Genomic DNA, 23,544 nt, shown 5'->3' on the forward strand with positions numbered 1-23,544 from the left:
ACTTATACCCTTTTACTTTTTCGTAAATACAACACTATTAACTATTGTTTGTGCTGTAGGAAATGGTAACTGACCAATAAAGGTAATTTCATTACCTTCTTTGTCATAGGTATAAATTGTATTACGACCATACCTCAACATTTTATCGCGTTCGGGCGAATTAACCTGTTGACCACTTTTATTAACATAAATGGAGAAGTCAAATAAGCCATCACTAAATAAAATAGACTGACTAAACTCAGTTTCAGAAATTTGATGGTTACTGCGTTTTACCTCTTTAAAACCCTCAGGCAATTGACTCACCGACCAGTTATAAACTAAAGGCTTAACTTTTGGTATCAATAATAAAGGTGGCATATTGACGGTACGTAACGAATTAAGTTCAGTTCTAACTTCATTCCCTTCATTAACGGTGATCACGCGAAATTGTTCAATGATGTCATTATTCTTATCTAACAGATCGACTCTTAAAGGCAGATATCTTTCTTCGTCAATAAACAAGACATAATCATAACGGTCATTATTTTTTGATAGTACACGAACAACTCGGCTTGGAATATCACCAATATGCGTTCTTCCTGCATCAATAAAATTATAATAACCTGATAACTCATTGAAATCTTGGTAAATAATAGAAGGGATATAATCAACGATATGATCGTTTCTTAAGCTAAAAGCATCTAAGCCCGGCTCAAAATAACTGATTTCATCACCACGTTGAACAATTTCACGGCGAGTACTGTCCATTTGCATTAATTGTGCAAGTGGTTTGCCATCAATAAGAGTGTGACGGTAGCGGATAGGAACAATACCTTGAGAATTGATATTGATAAAAGATAATTCATAGGTAGAGTTTTGACTTGTCTGACCCATCTTTTGCAACAAAGCCTCGACACTACCTGTTTGAGGTTGCGCCAAGGCTTGTATCGGCATTGACAGGCTGCCCACCAGCAATAAGGTGGATAACCATGATTTTTTCATTACGACTGTTTTATTCCCACACGTTATTTATACATTCACATCTATTATTACTGTGCTGCTACGGATTGAGTTTCACCTTGAGCGCTAGCTGGCGCTTCATTTTGTGGTGCATTATAGATACGACGATCTAACTCATACTGTTGCAACATTAATCCAAGGCGCTGATTACGCTCTTGTAAACGTGTTTGTTGGTCTTTACCTAAAGTATCGTTTTGAAGATTTAAGCTCACTGGTGAACCTGAACCCATAATCGGTTGAGTATTAAATACAGGCGTATCTACTTGGAAATCTTCAGAACCACTTTTTCCATTATATTGCTGAACACCAACAATAACAGCTAATGAAACACAAGCCGCAACACCAATTTGAGTTAACTGACTTGCCCAAGGACGTAACGTTTGTAAGAAAGAGTGCTGACGCCATTGTGATGGCGCAGGTTGCTGCTCTCGTTGTTGTTCAGGACTTATGCGAACAGGTTCATTCTCTAAAGCGAGCGCAACGCGACTTGCGATATCGAAGTGGACTACTTCACCTACATCACCACGCATTGTGTCACGAATTAAATGGTAGCGTTGCCATGTCTCTTTCATGGAGTCATCACGAGCAATTGTACCCATTAATTCTTTATCAAGAACTTCGCCATCCATAAATGCAGAAAGTTTTTCTTTTTGCATGTAAAAGTACCCTTCAGTCAATGATGGTTCACCCACAATTAAAACTCTTGTATTAATGGTTGAACCTTATTATCAATAGCTTCTCGCGCCCTAAAAATACGTGAACGTACTGTTCCGACAGGGCAATCCATAATGACCGCTATCTCTTCATAGCTTAGCCCGTCAAGTTCCCGAAGTGTAATAGCAACTCTTAAATCTTCAGGTAATGACTCTATGGTGTGAAAAACCACTCTCCGTAACTCTTCAGACAACATTAAATTCTCAGGGTTCGAAATTTCTTTTAGTGCATTGGGTGATTCGAAATTTTCAACATCACTCGCATCTAAATCATTCGAAGGCGGACGTCGCCCCTGTGCGACCAGATAATTTTTTGCTGTATTCACAGCAATGCGATAAAGCCATGTATAAAAAGCACTATCTCCACGGAAAGAACCGATGGCACGATAAGCTTTGATAAAGGCTTCTTGCGAAACATCTGGCACATCACCCTGTGGTACATAACGGGAAATCAGGCTTGCTACCTTGTGTTGATAGCGGATAACCAGCAAATTAAAGGCTTTCTGGTCACCATTTTGTACCTTTTCAACCAACATTTGGTCCGTTAACTGCTCGCTCATTAGAGATGGACTCTCCCGAAGTCAAGCTTCGCACTATTTTTAAATGACTCCGTCATATTTACTCTCGTTATTCCTTCTCGTTTTTATGAGCTACAAGACTTAGAGCGCAAAAATAGTATGAAGTTCAATTCAATCATTATTTTAAGAGATGAATCACAAAAAATCATCATGGTGATCACCCAACCAAAATGCAATTTGCCAATAAAAAAACGATAACACAATGATATTATTTAAATATATACGATTACTTACAACAATATATATTATCTTAAACAATATATTATTAAATATAGATTTAATAATATAAATAAAAGTCAGTCACCCAAGATTGGAACTTGTCGGTATAATGCCCTTCGTTATTACGAATAATAAGCTCATCTATACTGCATTCAACACTGCCTTGGCGCTGTCTTTGAAATGCTAACAAAATTCGATGATAAGGTTTATCTGCACTGTCTTTAATATTAACGCGTTTTGCAATATTCCACTCTTTTTTTTCTGCAATTTCAATAAATTGCTCACCAATAGAATAAGGTAATACAACGCAAAACAAGCCATCTTCAGCAATAAGTGATTGCGCACTATCCAGTAATCCCTCATGCGTTAAGGTTTTGGTATAACGTGCTTGCTCACGAACATCATTACGACAAGCAATTGCTGGCTCAAAATAAGGAGGATTACTCACAATCAAATCATATTTGTTTTGCACTTGCTCTGCATAATGATGAATATCACTATGATGGATATGAATAAATGAATGCCATTGTGACGCTTGGGCATTTTCCGTAGCTTGTAATGCTGCGTTTTCATCAAGTTCAACGCCATCAATACACTCAATTTTATTCGCTCGTTGAGCGAGCATTAATGCAATTAATCCACTCCCTGTACCAATATCAAGTGCTCTTTTTACATTATCGATAGGTGCCCAAGCCCCTAATAAAACACCATCTGTACCCACTTTCATTTCACACTTATCATGAGCAACAAAAAATTGTTTAAATGTAAAACCACCTTTGCGTAATCCTGCTTTTTTCACTTTCTTTTGATTCATCTATTGGCTCTATTGATTTGTACAGCAATCTCTTTTTTATTGCTTATCAATCATGTCACGGAAAAAGAGATATATGGTAAGATAACGTTTCTACAACCCCTATCTTAACATTAAACTATTTGTATACGATGCACGCTTATTTAGATTAAGCCTAAAAACAACGAATACCTTCGTCTATCGGTAATATATAATGTGATAGCGGTAAATCCTCTGGCTTTTAGCGGGGGATAATGTCAAAATCCGCGCCCTAAACAGAGGTATACAATGACAGCCACGACATTTTCCAGTCTTGAACTTGATGAAAGTTTATTGACCGCATTAGAAGAAAAAGGATATCAACGTCCTACTGCTATTCAAGCAGATGCAATCCCTGCCGCAATGGATGGACGCGATATTTTAGGCTCTGCGCCAACAGGCACAGGGAAAACTGCGGCCTTTTTACTTCCAGCAATTCAACACTTGCTTGATTATCCACGTAAAAAATCAGGCCCGCCACGTATTCTTATCCTGACACCAACACGCGAACTTGCCATGCAAGTTGCCGAGCAGGCAAAAGAATTATGTGCGCACACACATTTAGATATCGCCACGATCACGGGCGGTGTTGCTTATATGAATCACGCTGAAGTCTTCAGTGAAAACCAAGATATCGTTGTTGCAACAACAGGTCGTTTATTACAGTACATCAAAGAAGAAAACTTTGACTGCCGTGCGGTAGAAATGCTGATTTTAGATGAAGCAGACCGCATGTTAGATATGGGGTTTGCTAACGATATCGAGACTATTGCAGGTGAAACTCGCTGGCGCAAACAGACATTACTGTTCTCTGCAACACTGGAAGGCAATGCGGTGATTGATTTTGCACAGCGCATCCTCAACGAACCTGTTGAGCTTAATGCCGATCCCTCACGCCGTGAACGTAAAAAAATTCAGCAGTTCTATTATCATGCTGATAATCTCGAACATAAAACAGCGTTACTTGCTGCATTACTGAAGCAAGACGATGTTAAAAAATCGATTGTCTTTGTTCGTAAAAGAGAACGTGTAAGAGAACTTGTCACTGCGTTAGAAAAACAAGGTATTAAATGTAGCTACCTTGAAGGTGAAATGGCGCAAACACAGCGTAACGATGCGATCAAACGTTTAGAATCAGGCAAAATGAATGTGCTTATTGCCACAGACGTTGCTTCTCGTGGTCTTGATCTAGATGATATCACTCACGTTTTCAACTTTGACTTGCCTCGCACTGCGGATGTTTACTTGCATCGTATTGGTCGTACAGGACGCGCGGGCCGTAAAGGTATCGCAATTTCATTAGTTGAAGCTCACGATCACCCATTATTAGGTAAAATTGGCCGTTATGTTCAAGAGCCAATTAAATATCGTGTTGTTGCTGAACTACGTCCAGAAACCAAAGCACCAAGCCTGAAAGCAACTTTCAAACCTTCTAAAAAAGTGCTTGCTAAACGTAAAGCGAAAAAAGAAGAAGAGAAAAAAGCAGTTAAAGAAAAAGTGCGCACTCGCGATCGTAAAAATATTGGTAAACGTCGCAAAGCCGTTACTGAGCATACAGAAAAAAAGGTTGCTCCGACTGCACCAGCAAAAGAAACAAATACTGATAACGAATAATCCGTACTCTTTTTGAACTTATAAAAAACCGTAGCTATACAATATAGTTACGGTTTTTTGTTATTTTATCTTTGTTCTTATTTTATATAGAAAAAAAGCCCGATATTTTCATATCGAGCTTATTATTTAACTTATTACTTTAGTGAGAATTACAGGCTTTCTGTGAAAGTACGAGTAATAACATCACGTTGTTGTTCTGGAGTCAGTGAGTTAAAACGCACAGCATAACCAGAAACACGAATAGTTAATTGAGGATATTTCTCAGGATTATTAACAGCATCTTCCAGTGTTTCACGGCTTAATACGTTAACGTTAAGGTGTTGACCACCTTCTACACGAACAACCGGTTTAGATTCTACAGGCACTTCACGATATTCGATATTGCCTAACTCTTTACGGTTAATCACTTGACCTTCTTCAAAGCCTTTTTTAGCACAGATGCAACGAGCTTCGCCGTTTTCATCATCTAATAACCAGAAAGAGTGTAATAAATCGTCGTTATCAGCTTTAGTAATTTGGATACCAGTAATCATTTCGACCTCCAATTTGGGCGCAAAATCAAATTCCAATCTCATATCAGAACTTGGGTATTTGGTCTAACCAATGTTTCTGTCTACTTATATACCAGTATAAATGGCGTCATTCTTTGATAAATATCAATAAAATTCATAAGCACTTTATCCCACAAGGTGCAAAGTATTGTTTTAAATCAACAATCATTTATCGCTGAATTGCAATTTTTTTTGTAAATTTTCAAATAAAAGTTGAGGGATCAATTAATTTTTATTTTTAGTCCGTAATATTTTCATTCCCCTGATGAAATCGGTAAGCTTAGACACTATAAGATATCAACAAGGATTTTAAGTTATGACTACACCATTAACTTGGCATGATGTGATAGGCGCTGAAAAAGAAAAGCCTTACTTTCATCAAATTATGTCTCAAGTCGCACAACAAAGAGCCGCAGGTAAAATTGTTTATCCTCCTCAAGAAGATATTTTTAATGCGTTTCGTTTTACGCCTTTTGATAATGTGAATGTAGTTATTTTGGGGCAAGATCCTTATCACGGCCCGAATCAAGCACATGGACTCTCTTTTTCAGTACGACCAGGCGTGCCAGCTCCACCTTCATTAGTCAATATGTATAAAGAGCTTGAAAAAGAATACCCTGATTTTAAACGCCCTAACCACGGCTATTTAGAAAGCTGGGCAAAACAAGGTGTTTTATTACTTAATACAGTATTGACGGTAGAAAAAGGTCAAGCACATTCTCACGCTAACTATGGTTGGGAAATCTTTACTGACGCAGTAATCGAACAGATCAATCAGCGTAGAGATGGCGTTATTTTCTTACTTTGGGGGGCACATGCTCAGAAAAAAGGACGTTTTATTGATACAAATAAACACGTTATTTTAAAAGCCCCGCATCCATCACCGCTTTCTGCCCATAGGGGCTTTTTAGGTTGTGGTCATTTCAAACAAGCTAATGACATCTTACAGCAACAAGGCCGTACACCGATCAATTGGTATCTTGATCCCATCGAATAAAATCAGCCTATAAAACATAAAACCGCACAATATGAAGAATATTAAATAATCTTCGTATTGTGCGGTTTACTTTATCTACATGTAATAACTCATGTGATAACGAATGCTTTATCGATATTATTTAGAAACGATAACCATAGCTGGGCGCAATAAACGACCGTTTAAGGTGTATCCTTTTTGCATAACATCAACAACATGATTAGAGTCATGTTCTGGGCTATCAATTAAAGTCATCGCTTGGTGAACTTCAGGGTTAAATACCACATTTTTTTCTTCAACCACTTCGATACCAAATTTACGAACTGCATCTAAAAATGATTTCAGAGTTAATTCTAACCCTTCAATCATTGGCTTTAATGATTCATTTTCATGATCAGCCGCAGATAAAGCACGCTCTAAATTATCAAGTACAGGCAATAACTCATTAGAAAATTTTTCAAGTGCAAATTTATGTGCTTTCTCAATATCTTGTTGAGTACGACGACGCACATTTTCAACTTCCGCTAAAGCACGAGCCATGGCTTCACGCTCTGTTTTTTGCGATTGCTCCAGTTGTTTTTCAAGAGAATCAATACGCGCTAATGCTTCCACTAACTCAGCTTGAGCATTAAAGTCCGCTTGTGCTTCTTCAGTCATTACTTGCTCTTGAGACTCATCCATTACAGATCCCATTCCTTCTTTTTCTTTTGAGACTTGCTCTTCATGTACATTTTGTTCTTTACTACTCATGAACATCTCCGCGTAGTTTTGGTATTCATCTTCATATTTAGTTTATTATGGGGATCAATAAACGGGTTTCAAGGAATTGGCACAAAACGAGGGTAAAAAAATGCCAGATAATACCGTAATGGAAGAAAAACACTTTAAATGCATCGGCATTGTTGGTCATCCACGCCACCCAGAAGCAATTTCAACTCATGAAATGCTCTATCATTGGCTACTGGCTCAAGGCTATGACGTTATTATTGATACACAAGTTGCTCAAGAACTAAAACTAGAAAATGCACAAACAGGTGATTTAACACAAGTTGGTAAAGTTGCCGATCTTGTCATTGTTGTGGGTGGTGATGGCAACATGCTTGGTGCCGCACGCGTTTTATCTCGTTATAATATCAAAGTGATTGGTGTTAACCGAGGTAATTTAGGTTTTCTTACTGATCTTGATCCTGATAATGCCTTACAGCAATTAACCAATGTGTTGGCTGGGCACTATCATGAAGAAAAACGTTTTTTACTTGAAGCACGCGTCTGTGCTGAAGGTCAAAGAAATCGCATTGGTACAGCGATCAATGAAGTCGTGCTTCATCCCGGTAAAGTTGCACATATGATTGAGTTTGAAGTTTACATTGATGATCGCTTTGCTTTCTCTCAACGTTCTGATGGCTTAATTATCGCAACACCAACAGGTTCAACAGCCTATTCACTTTCTGCGGGTGGCCCTATTTTAACCCCAAATCTTGATGCTATTGCGCTTGTGCCTATGTTTCCACATACCTTATCAGCACGTCCTTTAGTTATCAGCAGTGATAGCCAAATTCGCTTAAAATTCTCACAAACAAATATCGATTATGAAGTCAGTTGCGATAGTCAATTAGTGTTACCCATTAAAGAAGGTGATGAAGTTATTATTAAAAGAAGTCGTCAAAAGCTCAATTTAGTTCACCCGACTGATTACAATTATTTTAATACACTCAGCTCAAAATTGGGTTGGTCGAAAAAAATGTTCTAATTTTTGTGCCTCACTACTTTACTGTATAAAAAACCAGTTTATACTGTATGTAATTACAGATATGTTTTTATACACAGGAGAGGCACTATGCTGACTCAATTAACCATTAGTCATTTTGCCATAGTCCGTGAACTTGAAATCGATTTCTCTGGTGGCATGACCACCATTACAGGCGAAACTGGCGCAGGTAAGTCTATTGCAATTGATGCACTAGGTTTATGCTTAGGTAACCGTGGTGATGCCAACATGGTGCGCCCAGGTGCAACTAGAGCCGATTTATGTGCACGATTCTCACTCTCTGATACGCCATCAGCACAACGTTGGCTTGAAGAACATCATCTTGATGACCATAACGAATGCCTATTAAGAAGAACGATCTCTGCTGATGGGCGTTCTCGTGGTTTTATCAATGGCACTTCCGTACCACTTTCACAATTAAGAGAGCTGGGTTCTTTACTTATCCAAATTCATGGGCAGCATGCTCACCAACAACTTTTAGAGCCTCGCTATCAAAAACAACTGCTTGATATTTATGCTCATGAACCAGCTTTATTAAAAAGCATGAAGTCGGCTTATCAAACATGGCATCAAAGTTGCCAAACTTTAGCTGCTTTTCAACAACTCTCTTTAGAACGAGAAGCAAGGCAACAACTGATTGATTACCACTTAAAAGAACTCAATGAGTTTCAACCAGTACAAGGCGAATACCCAGAATTAGATCAAGAATATAAACGTCTTTCTAACTGCGGTCAGTTTTTAACGCTAAGTCAAAATAGTTTACAAATTTTAAGTGACAACGAAGAGCAAAATATTTTAAGTATGCTCAATGTGGCTAAACATGAAATTGCTGAACTGACCTCTATGGAAAGTCAGTTCAATTCACTATTAGAGATGCTAGAAGAAGCGACTATTCAAATTAGTGAAGTGAGTGATGAACTTCGTCATTATAGCGATCGCTTAGAGATGGATCCTAATCGCTTATTTGAAGTAGAAAAACGCATGTCTAAGTACATTAGTCTGTCACGCAAACATCGCGTTGCACCTGAAGAACTCTATGATCTTCATCAGCAATTAATTGAAGAAAAAAATGCCCTACTTCGTCAAAATGATGATTGTGACGCTTTAATAGAACAAGTCAAAGCTGACCATTTAATTGCATTAGATGTTGCAAAGCAACTGCATCAAGTTCGCCAACAATATGCAAATGAATTAAGTCAACTTATCACTAACAGTATGCATCAGTTATCAATGCCACACGGCTACTTTACTGTTGATACCTATTTTGATGACAGCTCACTGCAAATCGATGGTGCCACAAAAGTTGAATTTAATGTCACCACAAACCCTGGACAACCTCATCAAGCGCTTTCTAAAGTAGCTTCAGGTGGTGAGTTATCACGTATTGCTCTCGCAATCCAAGTGATCACAGCCAAAAAAATGGACACTCCTGCACTTATTTTTGATGAAGTTGATGTGGGCATCAGTGGCCCAACAGCGGCTATTGTGGGTAAATTACTCCGTGAATTAGGTGAGTCAACTCAAGTTATGTGTGTCACTCACTTACCTCAAGTTGCAGGTTGTGGTCATCAACACTATTTCGTTAATAAAGAGACAAATGGTGAAGAAACTGAAACAACCATGAAACTGTTATCGAAAAAAGAACGTCTACAAGAGCTCGCTCGTTTATTAGCAGGCAGTGAAGTCACCAAAAATACTTTAGCAAATGCGAAAGATTTGTTGGCTGCATAACGATTAACAAACTTTTATTGATATTTAGGGTCATAGGCAGAGCGTGAAAGGTTTTCAATTGCTGCGTTGTCGATTATCATCGTCACTATGACCCTAAAAGGAATGTAATAACCATGCGTTTTAAACTGTTAAAAGTTGCCGCCTTATCTTTAGTCGTAATGACTTCAGGTTGCTCTATGTTCGAGAAACTGGTTTATCACCCAGATATCAATCAGGGAAATTATTTAACACCAGCCGAAGTCGCAAAAGTTCAGCAAGGAATGACACAGCAGCAAGTTCAATTTGCCCTTGGTACGCCAATGCTTAAAGCTCCTTTCGGGAGCCAGACTTGGTATTATGTTTTCCGTGAAGAGCCTGGTCATCAGGAAGTACGTCAAGAGACTCTCACCCTGACTTTTGATAGCAATGGCATACTGACTAAGATTGATAAGCAAGGCAATATGCCTAACTTCTCAGCACCAGCAACAAAATCGTAATGCGATTACAGTGTTAAGAAAACTTAGTTTTGTATAAGATTGGCAAAAACGAACTGCACCCCATACGTTAAATTTGACGTTGGGGTGTGTTTTTATAGAGAGAAATTGTTTTATAATAGTGTTGTCTTTTATTGTATCTGTCTGTAATCAAACGGCCTATCATTGCAGTATATGATGCTTCCCCTATTGAGCCGAAAGCATGATATTAATCCGCTTTTTGTCGTGCTTTCTCAGCACGTTTACGACGCATTTCTTTAGGATCAGCAATTAAAGGTCGATAAATTTCAACTCTATCACCATCTCGCACATTATCACTTAACTTTGCTGGTCGACTATAAATACCCACTTTATTCTTAGTTAAATCAATATCATTACAAATTGTTAAGATATTTGAAGCAATAATGGCTTGTTCAACAGTATCCCCTAATGTTAGTTCAACAGGGATAAGGTACTGTTTGTCGGGCAACGCATAAGTTACCTCTACCCATATTTTAGTCACGATAGATCTCTTTCGCTCTGTGAGTAAATGCCTGAACCATATTATTCGTTAAATCCTTAAAAATACGTCCAAAAGCCAACTCAATTAATTTATTAGTGAACTCAAAGTCTAGCTGAAATTCTATCTTACACGCATTATCATCAAGTGCGGTAAACACCCATCCCCCAGTTAATTTACGAAAAGGGCCATCAACAAGACGCATATCAACACGTTCATTAGTCTTTAAAAAATTATGGGTAGTAAATGTTTTACTAATTCCCGCTTTAGAGACATTTATTGATGCAATCATTTCTTCTGGAGTGCTTTTGATCAGTTTACTTCCAACGCATCCTGGTAGAAAATCAGGATAAGTAAGAACATCATTAACCAGTTTAAACATTTGCTCTGTGCTAAAAGGGACAAGAGCAGATCGACTAATCTGAGGCATAGTTATTCCTGTACGACAACACTGTGTGTGATCATATCATTGAACAGTGACTAATTAAAAATCTAATGGAATATAGCTTAAGTTTTATGCAATTGAAAAGAAAACAGTCGGTTAAATGATTTCTTTCTATTGCTCATACAGTATAATGTGGACATTATGACAAAGAAAAAATCACACAAACCTGGTTCTGCGACCATTGCGTTAAACAAACGTGCTCGCCATGAATATTTCATCGAAGATGAGATCGAAGCGGGTCTGTCGTTACAAGGCTGGGAAGTTAAATCACTGCGTGCCGGTAAAGCAAACATCAGTGATAGCTACGTCGTCATGCGTGATGGCGAAGCTTATCTTTTTGGTGCAACTATTTCTCCTTTAAATGTTGCGTCAAGCCATGTCGTTTGTGACCCAACACGTACCCGTAAATTATTATTAAAACAGCGTGAACTTGATAACCTTTATGGTCAGATCAACCGTGATGGTTATACCGTTGTTGCTCTTTCTCTTTATTGGAAAAACGCTTGGTGCAAAATCAAAATTGGCGTTGCAAAGGGTAAAAAAGATCACGATAAACGTGAAACCATTAAAGATCGTGAGTGGAAATTAGACAAAGCACGTATTATGAAAAATGCTAACCGCTAAATAGCGTTAAGTACTAGCTATTACAAGTATTTTTCTGATATACTCGCTTTCAACAACTTGGGGCTGATTCTGGATTCGACGGGATTTGCGAAACCCAAGGTGCATGCCGAGGGGCGGTTGGCCTCGTAAAAAGCCGCAAAAAAGTAGTCGCAAACGACGAAAACAAACTAGCACTAGCAGCTTAATAACCTGCTTAGAGCCCTCTCTCCCTAGCTTCCGCTCTTAAGACGGGGATCAAGAGAGGTCAAACCCAAAAGAGATCGCGTGGATGCCTAGCTTGGGGTTGAAGCGTTAAACTTAATCAAGCTAGCTTATTCATGGCGTGTCTATCCGCAGTGGGTAAGTGAAATTAAAGATTAGACTAAGCATGTAGTGCCGAGGATGTAGAAATTTCGGACGCGGGTTCAACTCCCGCCAGCTCCACCAAATTTGGTGGGTCAGTGATAGGACAATGGTTTCAAAAACAAGAAGTTAGCGAAATCACCAAGACTACACACTGACAACAAAAGGACTTGAAAGTGCACGCGAAATGCACGTGCATTTGAATAAAGAACCCTAAGGGTAACTCCTTAGGGTTTTCTATTTGTAACAAAGTGTAATAAAATGTTTCATTCAATCCCTTCGTTAGAAAAAATTCTAGAACAATATTAATTCATTAAATATGAAACAACATGCATATCACCTAAAACCCTTACTTGACGCGTTAGGATGACAAGCCCTTTTATTTGTATCTCTTATTAGCTCCTTGTTGTTTAATAGATGTAAGCCACAATAAGGAATACTAAAAATGAGAATGGCTCTATATAGCTGTCATTGTCATAGAAATCAGTTATCAATATTGAACTCTACAAATAAAAGAACAAAAATTGAGCATTTTAGTACGAAGTAACGTACACTGAATCACGATATCCCTATAATGGGTGAAAGATATGAAAGCTTTTAATGTGATAAGAATGTTTCAAGACGCACAAGTAGAAGTTACCTGCCCAAGCTGTTCTTACGTAGCTAAACAAAACAAACACAAACTTAAGAAAAACCTAATATTATTATGCCCTAATTGTGGCTACATGTTTTATTTCAATAAAATATAAACACAACTCAATATGCCCGTTGTTGCCGTGGAAGTTGAACGACAACAACCAGCACATCTGCGCGAGTATTTTAACGAACGATTGGCATTTTATCGTGAGAGAGACAAGAAGTTGCCTGATGGGAGTTCGGTGCAGTATTTGAAAACAGAGTAGTGCCTATGCTAGATGGAACCGACTGATTTATATAATCAATCAGTTATAAAATTTTGGAGTCTTATTGGTGTCCTGATTTTTTCTTTTACAATTATTGATAAAACATCATACTGATAATTAGTTGTATTACTCACCATACTCCCTCAACCTATCTGGCGTAACATTATACCCATAATAATTATGTAACTTATTAAATAAATTATAATTATTGGTGGTGATAATCTTTTTTTATGTGATCTTGGTTTGTATGTAAATGGTTGATTTTTAGTTTGGGTTGGAGTGGTTTTGGGGAAGATTATTTTAAATAATTTTAACTATACTAATGTAATGAATATTTTAAAAATAACAATTTATTATGCAATATCTCAAATTTGATTCTCAACTTTGAGCGAGTAATCGCCATTGCCGTTACTCGCTTTGTGCATTTACGAGTTAAAGCCTTAGATCTAACTCGTCAGTTTCGGATAAAAATTTCTATGGGTAACGTCCAGAACAGGAGTATAACGGAGTGGAGCTACTTCGTGGCAATGTGAGCGAAGCGAATTACAAATCGGCGATGTATATGATTGTTAAGCTACTTAGAAAAGACTATTTTGTTGATGTTTAAAAGATTGAATTATATCCCTAATTTTCAGCTTTTTATCAGCTTTCTCTAAGGCTGATGAACTCATGTAAGAAGTGAGTTTTTCAAGATCACTTACTTCTTTTATCTTGAGAAATTCTTTAGCTTTGTTTATATACACTAAAGCTGATTTCTTTCTTTTTAAGAGCTCAATTGCATTGCTCAGAGTTCCAGTGCTTTTCGTATCCCAAACCATTAATCCATAATCACAGTCTTCAGCCATCTTTAAATCTTTAGCCGTAAAAAATGCCCTGGTTCCTGAAGGCGCATTTGTTTCAATTTTTAATACGGGCCAATGCCCCAGATTGTTTCTTGGATTATCACCAGAACAGTACACAAGGACGTATTTCATATTCTTTGAAATTAAATATTCTTGAATAGAACTATCTACGCCGCTAGCATCACCAACTATTACTTGATAACCAGACTCAACTATGTTGTTGATTCTCTTTTGAACATTCTGATCTAAGTTCTTGATTCCCATAGAACCTGATATGAATATTTTATACATTATCTTTTCCTAGTTACCGTGGCTACATAAATATTTCTTATTTTACTATAGCCTCTCAATACAGTTGTAGCGGCCTCCAAAGAAGAGCCTGTATCAAATAGATCATCAACGATCAGCACATCAAATAGACCTTTATCCAATACATCGTATACCTTGAATGCTCCCACGAGCGTAGATACCTTTTCATCTCTCGTTTCTATATCTTTCATAGCTGGTGTGCTACCAGTTTTAACAAGTAAATTTTCAATACATAGGATACCCATGCGGCCAGCTAGATCTCTTGCGATCTCGGTAACTGGTTGTTTAGCCCTAATTTTTGAAGCTGGCATAGGTATTACTATATGCGATGATGAAAACGCCGCCCCAAAAGAGTCGTATAATTGTTGCCCTATAATTGGCACCTGCGAGAAGTCAGATCGGTATTTTAGCTGAAAAAGGGCTTCGCCAGCTTCTGGACGTTCTGTGTCAAACTGCATGTGCCCATATTCGTTATATCCAATCGGTGTACTACAAATAGTATGCTTATCCAACGAGTAACCTAAGGTCCAATTCCCTTCAATCTTTTTAATATTAACTTTCATTGCAATTTCTCTCAAATTACCCGAGTCGGCTAACGCCACATTAATATGTCAGCAACACTACCACCAAACCACTATAAACACAAAATCCAACGATAGAATCAAAAATGCCAAACGTTACAAATCACTCTAAAATGCTTTGTTAGGCTTTACGCCTTTATTTGCCATGTGTTTTTTTTAATCGACATTTCCTTATAGCCTGCATTTTCAAAAAATTGCTTGACGGCATTGGCTGCGGTTATCAATACAGATGCTGATGGATTACCCTTAGCTTGGAAGAAAATCAGGTTCTCTTGACTCATTGATTCAACAATGTACGTGGGGCTGACTGAATTAAATACTTCATAAGCTGAATGAAGTAAGGATTGATCATCACAATGAATTTCCATAAAAAGATCTCGGTCATCATCGTAAACATAAACACAAGCGTTATATAGCCTAGAATTCAAACGGCCTAAACTATCGTTAACCATTTTAATTTCTATTAGAGAATCTAAATCTCTACATATCCCAAATTCAGCAAGATTTATATCAAATTTTTCTCTTGCTAATTCTATAGCCGCATCAATTGACATGACACTCATATAGCCAGTTTCGACCAGAGAACTACCTGTTCCTAAGCTCTCCGTGACTAGCCCTAGAGCAATACCAGACTTCGTCATAACCACCCCCCCACTAAACCCACCTCTAGCCATCGTAGATAAGACAAAGTGTACGTATTCAGAATGTCGAACATCAATAACAGCATTAACTTGACCGCTAGCAACTACTTGATTTGGGGTTGTAGTAAAAGGTATTGGCGGATAACCAATTACCAACACATCCGTTAATATAAACTCATAGTCTTGTATTTCATGCGATGTATGTGAGCCCAATTGGACTTTAGGTAAAAATTTATCGACTAGCTCAACTCGAAATACTGCAACATCTTCAGAGGCATGCTCATAAGGTCCCTCGATTATCTCTATGATCCGAGGGCTTATATAGCATGTATTATGACCATATTGATCACTATCTTTAGTTACTTCTATTCTCTTAGTTGTAGCGACTTCTACAATTGTTTGGAATTCGATAACATGCTTCGCTGTAACAAAGATCCCATCACCAATATGAAAAGCTGATCCAATGCCAGCTTTTCCATCAGCATTCACTACAGAAACATAAGCGACAGCCCCTGCATACTGTGCATATAGCTGTTGTAACTCTGTTACATTATTCTCGTAAGCCAATTTATACCTCGTAAAGCCTAATGTCTTAGTATTTATGCGCTGCGCTGTTTGTGGGGTGTAAATCGCCTGTTGGACTTGGCGCTGCCACATCTATGTCAATTAGTATAAATAATACTATAGGAATTTACTTTTTTTGATAGTGATTTTTTATACAGCTTTATAATTAATTGATATTATTTATATTTATCATTTTTCTTCGCTCAAGTCTGACTAATTATTGATCTTGATTGACAGTATTTCGGCCTCGTATTCAGGCTAACACTCGTACCATATTTTTTTATTAGTTAACGTAATTACGGTTGGATAAAATTGATAAGGTCAGAATTCTATTGCATTACTAAAACTGGGCTCAAATACTGATGTTGAAGTGAGATAAATGCCACATTACTAACGCGGAATGGGGTAATAATGAGCTGGCGAAGCCTTCAAGTAATGACCGTTTTTGGCACACACCAGTTAGGTTGGGGTGTTATTAGATCTGCTCTGAGCGAAAAGCGGAAATTCACGATTGCTTCTATTGCTCATTAAGGCTTTACGAGCATCGCTGTAGGTTAGTAAATCGGGAGTAGAACAAACTTTACGGGAGACCGTTTTTACTTTAAACACCAACGCCAAGACCACCGAATAGTGGCCTCAGTTATTTCGACGTGAGTTATCATAATAAAACTATTGATTATTTGCAGCAAAAGTACTAACTAATTGTGAAGCCTTTTCCTTTGGCATAAAATGGGAATAAAATTTCCTCAAATGTTCAGCCTCTTCCTCGTATTCATCGCCCACTAAATCCCAATTTAGAGGTCTTTTTCTGCTTAAGTCTTCAAAGTTATTAATTAGCATAACATCACGCAGGAAACCATATATGTTATTGTCTGGAGAGTGTACCTTACACACCTCGACGTAATTAGCGGGGATTGAATCTGCAATTGATTTAAAGTTGTCAAGCCCAGTAAATTTTAATTCTTCTATAATATCTCTAGTGGTTGAACCACCCCAATCCTTTACAGGAATCAAATCCAAACCTATTTTTTTGCTAATTTCTTGTACAAATTTTGAAAGATTGATGGAGTTTATTTCTTGAGATAATAGTTCCTCCAAGTCATTATCTCTTATAGATTTTTTATATTCCTCAATGGCGTTAACAATCTCAGAGAAACCTTCATCCGCAATTTCAAGCATACCAGAGTATAAATTAATTTTTCTTTGGATCTGTAATGGTAAGTTTGCACCAAGTTTGTAATTACGATCATGCGTTAATTCTGCCCAGGCATGCTGCAACATAGTTCTGACTTGAATTTCGCAGTTCAAGCCTGAGATATACTCATACTCTTTCAGAGCGTTTCTTTTTTCACCAATGTTGCAAACATAATGCACAGACCTATATCCTACTTTATCAGAGGATAGCCGGCCTTCATTGTCCATGCTATTCTTAACGTCAATATTGAATGTGGACTTGATCACATCACTAACTCTAGCTATATCAGACTCTAGGTATAATATTATCCTTACACCTGAAATATCTGTTAACTCATCAGTTGGTTTTTTATATTTTTTTCTACCAATTTTCTCCAGTATACCTTCCTTCGTTTTAGTTCTATAACTAACAGAAAGGTAGTCCACTTCATTTTGTTGAAGGAGGTTTTCAATTATAAAAGCTATATGCTTTCCTAAGAGTTCAAACTTGGGCAAGTTTTCATCGACCCATGAATTAATACTTTGTTCTTTCATACACCCTCGATTAATTGCGGCTTCCCTATTACAAATTGAAGATAAAATAAATCATAAACAATTCAATTTTCGTCTTAAAAATTGTACTTAAAAGAACACTTATGTAAGAAAAATTCAACCGCTAATTTTAATAGTTCTGACCGGTTCTTTGTAAATCAACACAAACTAATATCAGCAACGTCTGCTCCTAGCACAGAGCTGAGCAACAACGAATATATCCTTTTCTTTAATAACCTTTTATACTTATTAACTAAACTAACCATCTAGACTCTTTCTATCCACCATACTCCCTCACATCAATATAAAAATACTGCTTTCCTAGTGAGGTTGTTGACATTTGTCCGGCCACTATCATGGAATGAGGGATAATACGGTTACCTCGTCCACAAAGAGTTACCCTAATTGTTTTTCCTCCCATCGAATCCATCATACCAATATGCCCAATTGTTGTGATTAATACCGCACAAGGAAAACCGACATCCACGCCATTCCAATTATTTCCTGTGAGTACAAAGTTATTTCCCTCTAATAAATTAAGTGGTCTTTGACTTGAAGCATGTGTAATAACACCTTTATGATAGATTTGAATTCCCCATTTTTGAGGATGAAGTGAAATATGATAAGAAGACTTCACAAATACATAGAGTTCATATTCTGCTGAATTACCTTGAATAGTATCGATTAAATTCACACACCACGCATTGTTCTCATAAATTACTTCAGATAATCCACCTAATGATGGATTAGAAGAATTAAGAACTCGAATAAAAATAAGTGGCACTGCGTTATTATTACCTTCAATAACTTTAATTAGTCCCGGCTTAGTTTTTATCTTCTTTAAAAATACGGCTGATTCATAAGGTGTTAATTCTTCGGTAATTCCCTGATTAAAAAATAATGCACCATATTTACTCATTTAATTAGTACCATAATAATTCCATTAATTGCTTGACTATCGCGTAGAGAATTCCACGAGATTTTATTATTCTCGACTCTAACAGTGAAATAAGATCCTCGATTTCTAGCTACAATATAGGCGACCAATGACCGCCCTTTAGGAATATTATTATAAGTTTTACTGCCATTCTGAGTGACTGCTATTTGGTCAAAAATAAATGAACGCCCTGTGATTTTTATTGGCTTTCCTTTTTCATATATCTCTATTCCCCACGACATGAGAAATCCTCTACGGCATCAGGAGATACCCATCCTCCTAAGAATTTAAATCCTAATTGAGGTACAGCATGATAAAGAGGCCCTTTAATGGTTTCTCTCTTTTTATCAAACTTTACCAATACAGGTTGTTGATAGTGAAATGTTTTTATTTGGTAAACACCTTGGCAATCGACTTTCTTATATCCAGAGGTACACCCTGACAATAATAATGCTGTAATTAAAACAATAAACTTCATACGCTACCCTAAATAACCTATTTTTGCCGCTAACTGATTGTTTTCATCGTAAACATAAATAGTATTATTTGTGATCACTAACCGCCCTTTTGTTCCTCCTGAGTTAATATCTAACCGTCCACGAAATACTGCATCATTTAATTCCACATTCCCTGTTGTGGCATCAATATTAAATCCTTTCTTGCCCGCTAAATAATTAATTGAGGTTATCTTTTTACCTACCGATAATTTATCAATGGTTGCCTTGCTAAATAATGCATCATTGAAAAAAGCTTGTCCATTTTGAATAACAAAAGGTGTCACCACTTTGCCGTTTAATGACGATATCACCGCAAAGTTTTGGGCATTAACCAGAAATTGACTATTTCCTTGTGCATTAAATCCTAAGCCAATGCCCGTAATGACTTTATTCCCTTTGCTATCTTGTTGGACTTTCATTGTCCATGATGCCGAAATTTTGCCATTTATGTCTGTGACCACTTTCGAAGTTTGCTCAATTTTGGCTGAACTTGTACCCACTTGGCTTTCTAACCGAGTCACTTGCTGGGCGGTCGAGGTCACCTTACCTGAAACCTCGGTCACTTTGGTTTCAAGTTGGTTTACCGCATTCGCCGTTGCATTGGCTTTCTGCTCGCTGGACTTAGGCACTTCATTCACCACAAACCCTTTTGGTGCCACCGATTGTTTGTTATTGGTGTAAGTGCTGGTGATAATTTGATGGTTAACACTCTTGTGTTTAGTTAACTGATATTTTGCCCCTCCTCGCAAATAAATATATTCCACAGAGCTATTCGTTAACTGAGCAGGTCCCATCACAGAGGATTGATTTGTCCATTTCCAATCAAAATTATCAATGATGCGGTTTTCAGACTGGGTTCCCCATCCAGAACCACTGACTTGCCATTCCACAATCATGGCAAAGCCTTTGGTGCTGTGAGTCGCATAGCTAGGTTTATTGTCTGAATATTGCCCTAAAGTTCTAAAGACCTTAAAGGCATAACGACGAGAGGTCGCTAATGGCAAAATCACCGGATAATAGGTGTTTTCATTGAGTATCGATAAATCTAAATCCACCACCACAGACTCCGTTAAATCGGCTTTTACCGTCTCTAATTTGCTGGATAACGCTTGTACTTGAGAGGTTGCGGAGGTGACTTTGCCATCGAGATTAGACACTTGCGTACTTAACGCATTTACCACGCTACTATCAGCTTTTCCCTTCAGTGTTGAACTGAGGGCTGAAATATCTTTCGATTGTGCTTGCTGTTTCGAGGTGAGAGTTTCTAATGATTTATTAATCGCGGAAACATTCCCATTCATCCGTGTTTCCAATGATTGTCTGGCTTTGGCTTCCGCTTGATCACCTGTAACTCGCGCTTGCTTCTCGGCGGAGATAAGTCCTGCGGTGACTTTCGATAAATCATTGCCGGTATAATCACCACGAAGTTGAGTGGCTAAGGATTGCCGTTGTTGTGCTTCGGTTTGATCACCCTCAATACGTGCTTGTTGCTCTTGTTTGATTGTAGCGACCTGTGCTTCTGTTGCCGTTGAAACTTGGTTCATTCGCTCAGCTAATAATTTTCCTGCCTCCTCCAGTTTTTTTTCGCTTTCTTCAATCGTTGCTCCATGCCTCATCAACTCAGATAAAATCTTGTCGTGATTTATCCGCATCAACTCATGTAATTCAGTAATATCGAGTTGGTTAGCCTTGCTGTTGATCTCACCTAATAGGTCTTGCGCGAGTTGGTCTCGGCTAATTTGCCCCGCTAATTCCTCAAGAATTAAATCCGTTTGAGAAGAGCAAGTCCCTGAAGCTTCCACAAAAGGTGATTTGCCATAGCTGTTGATTGTTCGAACATAAAAATAATACGTATGCCCTGCTTTTAAATTCTCTTGCGTCCAGAAATTCCCTTGGCCAACTTTGTTTGTTTTGGTGATCACTTCATTTTCAGAAAGATTAGCGAGTTTTTCCTCACTAAACCAAAATTCAAAGGTATAACCAAAGACAGCGCTATCGCCTTGTTTCGGTGCAACGGTCAGATTAAATAAGCCAGAGGTAACATCAATATGCTCAGGAGGTGGTGGTGCTTGAATAGCAAAATCACTAATAGCAGGTGCCGACATTGCGCCGGCCACATTTGTTGCTCTGACTTCAACGCGATAAGTTCCTCGCGCTAATCCGTTAATATCAACACGCTCAGCCGGTACCTGAATAGATTGAATAACGTTGCCTTCTTGAAGAATAATGACGGTGTTATAGCGCACATCAGTAGCCACATTCTGCCAAGATAGTGTACCTTGTACGATGTCACTGACTGCAAGTGGAACAAAGGTAAGATTAATCGGTGAAGCAACACTGCCAGTAGGTAAACTCACAAATGGCGGACGCTCAAACGGTTTGCCAATCACATCTTCATATAAATAGGCACCATCCTCTTCCAACGTTAAAGCCACACCCTCTAAAGCATGAAAAGACCATTCGGCAATACGGAATTCCAGCCCACTAATCCCCAAAGCCGGTAATTCTAAAAGCACAACTTCTCCCGGACGATAAGCATAGCCGTCTAAGTTCATCGTGAGTTGAACCCGTCTTCCTGCTTTCTTTTTACGGAGATATTGGCGAGCTAATCGTTGGGCTTGATAAGGGCTTGTGACAAAACGATAGTCGATATTCTCTCGAATTTCTAAGCCATCCTCTTTCACCCATTCGTCTACAATCACAGGCGTGAAATCGGTTTTTGTGTATAACTGTTCGGCATCAATAAACGTGCCATACACCGCATTGGTCGCGTCTTTTAATCCTGTTTCAGGGGTACATGTGACAGTGCCAATCAATTGTGATTCGGTAATGGTCTTTATTGCAGGCCCATAATAAGCACCAATTTGAATACCGTGTTTTCCTGCGGTGAATGTCGGTTCAGCATTAATACATTTGTGCATCGCTTCCAAAATACTGGATGGACTTTCATTTAAGTCATAGGCACCATTAAGGGTATATCGCGACTCAAATCCACCTTCTGGCAGACTCACTTTTTCATCACATAAATCGGCTACCTGTTTAAAGCTGTCAAAATCAATATCTGTATCAGGTACTTTTAAATAATGGCGGTAATAATCCAAAATAACTAAAGCACCATTGTTACTCCACACGGTTTGCCCAGTGCGAGGATCAAACAGATGTTTTCCCCAGACTTCACATTTCACATTGGGTAATCCATAAGGGAATTTTTCTTGGTCAAACGTGAGTGTCACACGTAACCACGCCAGACCTCGACCAATCATATCCTCTTTCCATGACGTGCAATTTTTAAGCATAAAGGGATCGACATCTTCCCTATCGTTATGTAATTCCCATGAGGCTTTATCACCAAACGTCTCAATGAGATCATCTCCTAACCAAATCTTCCCGATTTTCTCTATGGGGTGCCCAGCAAGCGCCAATGCCAGTGTGATTTTTTCATTTTCATCTTGTTCTCCCGCTTCTTCTTCGGCGAAGAAAAGCAAACCCGATATCACTGTTTTTCCGACAATTACGGTTTCAGGCGCAGACGATGAACGTAACATCTGTTTGCGTTCACTGGTATCTCGATAATTCATGGAAGGCAGTTTAGGCTTAAAGATAAGCGAACCCGCGACTTGAACCGCAACGCCTGCTGCCATCAGTGCCATACCCATCGCCGAGGTGACGCCTCCGGTAAATAGCCCAGCAATCATTAAGCCTGCACCCACGACTTTTGAAATTAATCCACCACTCCCACCCATTATTCCACTCTCCACGCTTTGATTGGGTTAATCTGCACTGGCTTCACGCCTTGTGGGGTTACGCCCCAATAATGCCCCGCCCAGACCACCGCTAAACTGTCACCGTCCTCACCTTTAAACAATACGAGGTCGCCACGCTGAACGCGCTCAATCTCAATGGATTTGAAATAGCGTGATACGGCTTTCTCTAATGTGCCAAATTTAGATTTGATCAGGTTGAAGGCTTCGGCTTTGGTTTTATAGTGATTGAGATAAGGCTTTATTGGCGAGAAACCGCATTGTGCGTAAATACATTCAGAGGCGAAAATACAACAATCAAATTCACCCCATGAAAAAGGGCGACTCATCGCCGCCCTTATCGTTTCAGGTAATTTAAGTGTCCAGTTAGGTTGTTTCATGTACTGACCTTAAATAGCAAAAAACCCACAAAAGTGGGTTTAAC

General features: G+C 38.4%; 25 protein-coding genes and 1 other RNA gene. 9 read left to right on the forward strand and 17 right to left on the reverse strand.

Features of this window, described 5'->3' with window-relative positions:
- Nucleotides 1-12: 12 nt before the first annotated feature.
- The 4 genes from rseB to trmN all read right to left on the reverse strand — a co-directional run bounded on the left by rseB (nucleotide 13) and on the right by trmN (nucleotide 3,323).
- Nucleotides 13-981, reverse strand: coding sequence for a sigma-E factor regulatory protein RseB (gene rseB / locus B6258_RS00685; RefSeq protein WP_099073677.1), 969 nt, complete (start codon nucleotides 979-981; stop codon nucleotides 13-15).
- Nucleotides 982-1,028: 47 nt separating this feature from the next.
- Complete coding sequence (gene rseA / locus B6258_RS00690; protein ID WP_240531499.1) at nucleotides 1,029-1,655, reverse strand: anti-sigma-E factor RseA; 627 nt, start codon at nucleotides 1,653-1,655, stop codon at nucleotides 1,029-1,031.
- 38 nt (nucleotides 1,656-1,693) lie between these two features.
- Complete coding sequence (gene rpoE / locus B6258_RS00695) at nucleotides 1,694-2,272, reverse strand: RNA polymerase sigma factor RpoE (protein WP_006533574.1); 579 nt, start codon at nucleotides 2,270-2,272, stop codon at nucleotides 1,694-1,696.
- A 295-nt stretch (nucleotides 2,273-2,567) separates the two neighbouring features.
- Nucleotides 2,568-3,323 (reverse strand): tRNA(1)(Val) (adenine(37)-N(6))-methyltransferase TrmN, encoded by a 756-nt coding sequence (gene trmN / locus B6258_RS00700; RefSeq protein ID WP_099073679.1) that lies wholly within the window; start codon nucleotides 3,321-3,323, stop codon nucleotides 2,568-2,570.
- Between the two features lie 264 nt (nucleotides 3,324-3,587).
- On the opposite strand from trmN, the gene srmB reads away from it, so the two are divergent.
- Nucleotides 3,588-4,952 carry an ATP-dependent RNA helicase SrmB gene (gene srmB / locus B6258_RS00705; protein WP_240531500.1) on the forward strand — a complete coding sequence of 455 codons (1,365 nt, stop codon included), beginning with the start codon at nucleotides 3,588-3,590 and terminating at the stop codon, nucleotides 4,950-4,952.
- Between the two features lie 149 nt (nucleotides 4,953-5,101).
- On the opposite strand, the gene grcA is transcribed toward srmB, so the two are convergent.
- Nucleotides 5,102-5,485, reverse strand: a complete 384-nt coding sequence (gene grcA / locus B6258_RS00710; protein ID WP_023581591.1) for an autonomous glycyl radical cofactor GrcA — start codon at nucleotides 5,483-5,485, stop codon at nucleotides 5,102-5,104.
- Between the two features lie 334 nt (nucleotides 5,486-5,819).
- Here grcA and ung point away from each other — a divergent pair, with 334 nt between their 5' ends.
- Nucleotides 5,820-6,500 (forward strand): uracil-DNA glycosylase, encoded by a 681-nt coding sequence (ung, locus tag B6258_RS00720; RefSeq protein WP_099073681.1) that lies wholly within the window; start codon nucleotides 5,820-5,822, stop codon nucleotides 6,498-6,500.
- Between the two features lie 117 nt (nucleotides 6,501-6,617).
- Here ung and grpE read toward each other — a convergent pair whose 3' ends face one another.
- On the reverse strand, nucleotides 6,618-7,229 hold the full coding sequence (gene grpE / locus B6258_RS00725; protein ID WP_099073682.1) for a nucleotide exchange factor GrpE: 612 nt from the start codon (nucleotides 7,227-7,229) through the stop codon (nucleotides 6,618-6,620).
- 118 nt (nucleotides 7,230-7,347) lie between these two features.
- Here grpE and nadK point away from each other — a divergent pair, with 118 nt between their 5' ends.
- The 3 genes from nadK to bamE all read left to right on the forward strand — a co-directional run bounded on the left by nadK (nucleotide 7,348) and on the right by bamE (nucleotide 10,454).
- Nucleotides 7,348-8,229: an NAD(+) kinase gene (nadK, locus tag B6258_RS00730; RefSeq protein WP_099073705.1), complete on the forward strand. Its 882-nt coding sequence runs from the start codon at nucleotides 7,348-7,350 to the stop codon at nucleotides 8,227-8,229.
- Between the two features lie 87 nt (nucleotides 8,230-8,316).
- A complete protein-coding gene (recN, locus tag B6258_RS00735; protein ID WP_099073683.1) occupies nucleotides 8,317-9,978 on the forward strand; it encodes a DNA repair protein RecN in 1,662 nt (553 codons plus the stop codon).
- 113 nt (nucleotides 9,979-10,091) lie between these two features.
- On the forward strand, nucleotides 10,092-10,454 hold the full coding sequence (gene bamE / locus B6258_RS00740; protein WP_099073684.1) for an outer membrane protein assembly factor BamE: 363 nt from the start codon (nucleotides 10,092-10,094) through the stop codon (nucleotides 10,452-10,454).
- 205 nt (nucleotides 10,455-10,659) lie between these two features.
- Here the strand turns inward: bamE and B6258_RS00745 are convergent, their stop codons facing one another.
- Both B6258_RS00745 and B6258_RS00750 read right to left on the reverse strand, forming a co-directional pair.
- Nucleotides 10,660-10,956, reverse strand: a complete 297-nt coding sequence (locus B6258_RS00745; RefSeq protein ID WP_369961909.1) for an RnfH family protein — start codon at nucleotides 10,954-10,956, stop codon at nucleotides 10,660-10,662.
- The gene (locus tag B6258_RS00750; protein ID WP_006533588.1) at nucleotides 10,946-11,380 is read right to left on the reverse strand and encodes an SRPBCC family protein; all 435 of its coding nucleotides are present in this window, start codon (nucleotides 11,378-11,380) and stop codon (nucleotides 10,946-10,948) included. The genes B6258_RS00745 and B6258_RS00750 overlap by 11 nt, the downstream gene beginning before the upstream one ends.
- 156 nt (nucleotides 11,381-11,536) lie before the next feature.
- Between B6258_RS00750 and smpB the strand changes: the two genes are divergently transcribed.
- The 4 genes from smpB (at nucleotide 11,537) to B6258_RS00765 (ending at nucleotide 13,263) form a co-directional block, all read left to right on the forward strand.
- A complete protein-coding gene (smpB, locus tag B6258_RS00755; RefSeq protein ID WP_099073685.1) occupies nucleotides 11,537-12,019 on the forward strand; it encodes an SsrA-binding protein SmpB in 483 nt (160 codons plus the stop codon).
- A gap of 59 nt (nucleotides 12,020-12,078) precedes the next feature.
- Nucleotides 12,079-12,445, forward strand: a transfer-messenger RNA (tmRNA) gene (ssrA, locus tag B6258_RS00760).
- Nucleotides 12,446-12,948: 503 nt separating this feature from the next.
- A complete protein-coding gene (locus B6258_RS18520; protein ID WP_219495105.1) occupies nucleotides 12,949-13,110 on the forward strand; it encodes a YnfU family zinc-binding protein in 162 nt (53 codons plus the stop codon).
- Nucleotides 13,111-13,122: 12 nt separating this feature from the next.
- On the forward strand, nucleotides 13,123-13,263 hold the full coding sequence (locus tag B6258_RS00765; protein WP_099073686.1) for a DNA polymerase III subunit theta: 141 nt from the start codon (nucleotides 13,123-13,125) through the stop codon (nucleotides 13,261-13,263).
- A gap of 578 nt (nucleotides 13,264-13,841) precedes the next feature.
- On the opposite strand, the gene B6258_RS00770 is transcribed toward B6258_RS00765, so the two are convergent.
- From B6258_RS00770 to B6258_RS00810, 9 genes are all read right to left on the reverse strand, one after another.
- Complete coding sequence (locus tag B6258_RS00770) at nucleotides 13,842-14,396, reverse strand: hypothetical protein (protein WP_099073687.1); 555 nt, start codon at nucleotides 14,394-14,396, stop codon at nucleotides 13,842-13,844.
- Complete coding sequence (locus tag B6258_RS00775; RefSeq protein WP_099073688.1) at nucleotides 14,396-14,977, reverse strand: ComF family protein; 582 nt, start codon at nucleotides 14,975-14,977, stop codon at nucleotides 14,396-14,398. The genes B6258_RS00770 and B6258_RS00775 overlap by 1 nt, the downstream gene beginning before the upstream one ends.
- A gap of 146 nt (nucleotides 14,978-15,123) precedes the next feature.
- On the reverse strand, nucleotides 15,124-16,203 hold the full coding sequence (locus B6258_RS00780; protein WP_164996115.1) for a S1 family peptidase: 1,080 nt from the start codon (nucleotides 16,201-16,203) through the stop codon (nucleotides 15,124-15,126).
- Between the two features lie 666 nt (nucleotides 16,204-16,869).
- Nucleotides 16,870-17,928, reverse strand: coding sequence for a GTP pyrophosphokinase (locus B6258_RS00785; RefSeq protein ID WP_099073690.1), 1,059 nt, complete (start codon nucleotides 17,926-17,928; stop codon nucleotides 16,870-16,872).
- Nucleotides 17,929-18,202: 274 nt separating this feature from the next.
- Nucleotides 18,203-18,844, reverse strand: coding sequence for a hypothetical protein (locus B6258_RS00790; RefSeq protein ID WP_099073691.1), 642 nt, complete (start codon nucleotides 18,842-18,844; stop codon nucleotides 18,203-18,205).
- Nucleotides 18,841-19,104 (reverse strand): hypothetical protein, encoded by a 264-nt coding sequence (locus B6258_RS00795; RefSeq protein ID WP_099073692.1) that lies wholly within the window; start codon nucleotides 19,102-19,104, stop codon nucleotides 18,841-18,843. Before B6258_RS00795 ends, B6258_RS00790 begins: the two co-directional genes overlap by 4 nt.
- The gene (locus tag B6258_RS00800; protein WP_004242498.1) at nucleotides 19,089-19,340 is read right to left on the reverse strand and encodes a hypothetical protein; all 252 of its coding nucleotides are present in this window, start codon (nucleotides 19,338-19,340) and stop codon (nucleotides 19,089-19,091) included. Before B6258_RS00800 ends, B6258_RS00795 begins: the two co-directional genes overlap by 16 nt.
- A 3-nt stretch (nucleotides 19,341-19,343) precedes the next feature.
- Nucleotides 19,344-23,102, reverse strand: coding sequence for a phage tail protein (locus B6258_RS00805; protein WP_099073693.1), 3,759 nt, complete (start codon nucleotides 23,100-23,102; stop codon nucleotides 19,344-19,346).
- Nucleotides 23,102-23,500, reverse strand: coding sequence for a DUF6950 family protein (locus B6258_RS00810; RefSeq protein WP_099073694.1), 399 nt, complete (start codon nucleotides 23,498-23,500; stop codon nucleotides 23,102-23,104). The genes B6258_RS00805 and B6258_RS00810 overlap by 1 nt, the downstream gene beginning before the upstream one ends.
- Between the last annotated feature and the right edge of the window lie 44 nt (nucleotides 23,501-23,544).

This window comes from Proteus alimentorum (assembly GCF_002607735.1).
Taxonomy (GTDB): Bacteria; Pseudomonadota; Gammaproteobacteria; order Enterobacterales; family Enterobacteriaceae; genus Proteus; species Proteus alimentorum.

Excerpts from the sequence above, each read along its gene's own strand:
- rseB (WP_099073677.1), bottom strand. The coding sequence starts at position 981 with ATGAAAAAATCATGGTTATCCACCTTATTGCTGGTGGGCAGCCTGTCA.
- rseA (WP_240531499.1), bottom strand. The coding sequence starts at position 1,655 with ATGCAAAAAGAAAAACTTTCTGCATTTATGGATGGCGAAGTTCTTGAT.
- rpoE (WP_006533574.1), bottom strand. The coding sequence starts at position 2,272 with ATGAGCGAGCAGTTAACGGACCAAATGTTGGTTGAAAAGGTACAAAAT.
- trmN (WP_099073679.1), bottom strand. The coding sequence starts at position 3,323 with ATGAATCAAAAGAAAGTGAAAAAAGCAGGATTACGCAAAGGTGGTTTT.
- srmB (WP_240531500.1), top strand. The coding sequence starts at position 3,588 with ATGACAGCCACGACATTTTCCAGTCTTGAACTTGATGAAAGTTTATTG.
- grcA (WP_023581591.1), bottom strand. The coding sequence starts at position 5,485 with ATGATTACTGGTATCCAAATTACTAAAGCTGATAACGACGATTTATTA.
- ung (WP_099073681.1), top strand. The coding sequence starts at position 5,820 with ATGACTACACCATTAACTTGGCATGATGTGATAGGCGCTGAAAAAGAA.
- grpE (WP_099073682.1), bottom strand. The coding sequence starts at position 7,229 with ATGAGTAGTAAAGAACAAAATGTACATGAAGAGCAAGTCTCAAAAGAA.
- nadK (WP_099073705.1), top strand. The coding sequence starts at position 7,348 with ATGGAAGAAAAACACTTTAAATGCATCGGCATTGTTGGTCATCCACGC.
- recN (WP_099073683.1), top strand. The coding sequence starts at position 8,317 with ATGCTGACTCAATTAACCATTAGTCATTTTGCCATAGTCCGTGAACTT.
- bamE (WP_099073684.1), top strand. The coding sequence starts at position 10,092 with ATGCGTTTTAAACTGTTAAAAGTTGCCGCCTTATCTTTAGTCGTAATG.
- B6258_RS00750 (WP_006533588.1), bottom strand. The coding sequence starts at position 11,380 with ATGCCTCAGATTAGTCGATCTGCTCTTGTCCCTTTTAGCACAGAGCAA.
- smpB (WP_099073685.1), top strand. The coding sequence starts at position 11,537 with ATGACAAAGAAAAAATCACACAAACCTGGTTCTGCGACCATTGCGTTA.
- B6258_RS18520 (WP_219495105.1), top strand. The coding sequence starts at position 12,949 with ATGAAAGCTTTTAATGTGATAAGAATGTTTCAAGACGCACAAGTAGAA.
- B6258_RS00765 (WP_099073686.1), top strand. The coding sequence starts at position 13,123 with ATGCCCGTTGTTGCCGTGGAAGTTGAACGACAACAACCAGCACATCTG.
- B6258_RS00770 (WP_099073687.1), bottom strand. The coding sequence starts at position 14,396 with ATGTATAAAATATTCATATCAGGTTCTATGGGAATCAAGAACTTAGAT.
- B6258_RS00775 (WP_099073688.1), bottom strand. The coding sequence starts at position 14,977 with ATGAAAGTTAATATTAAAAAGATTGAAGGGAATTGGACCTTAGGTTAC.
- B6258_RS00785 (WP_099073690.1), bottom strand. The coding sequence starts at position 17,928 with ATGAAAGAACAAAGTATTAATTCATGGGTCGATGAAAACTTGCCCAAG.
- B6258_RS00790 (WP_099073691.1), bottom strand. The coding sequence starts at position 18,844 with ATGAGTAAATATGGTGCATTATTTTTTAATCAGGGAATTACCGAAGAA.
- B6258_RS00795 (WP_099073692.1), bottom strand. The coding sequence starts at position 19,104 with ATGTCGTGGGGAATAGAGATATATGAAAAAGGAAAGCCAATAAAAATC.
- B6258_RS00800 (WP_004242498.1), bottom strand. The coding sequence starts at position 19,340 with ATGAAGTTTATTGTTTTAATTACAGCATTATTATTGTCAGGGTGTACC.
- B6258_RS00805 (WP_099073693.1), bottom strand. The coding sequence starts at position 23,102 with ATGGGTGGGAGTGGTGGATTAATTTCAAAAGTCGTGGGTGCAGGCTTA.
- B6258_RS00810 (WP_099073694.1), bottom strand. The coding sequence starts at position 23,500 with ATGAAACAACCTAACTGGACACTTAAATTACCTGAAACGATAAGGGCG.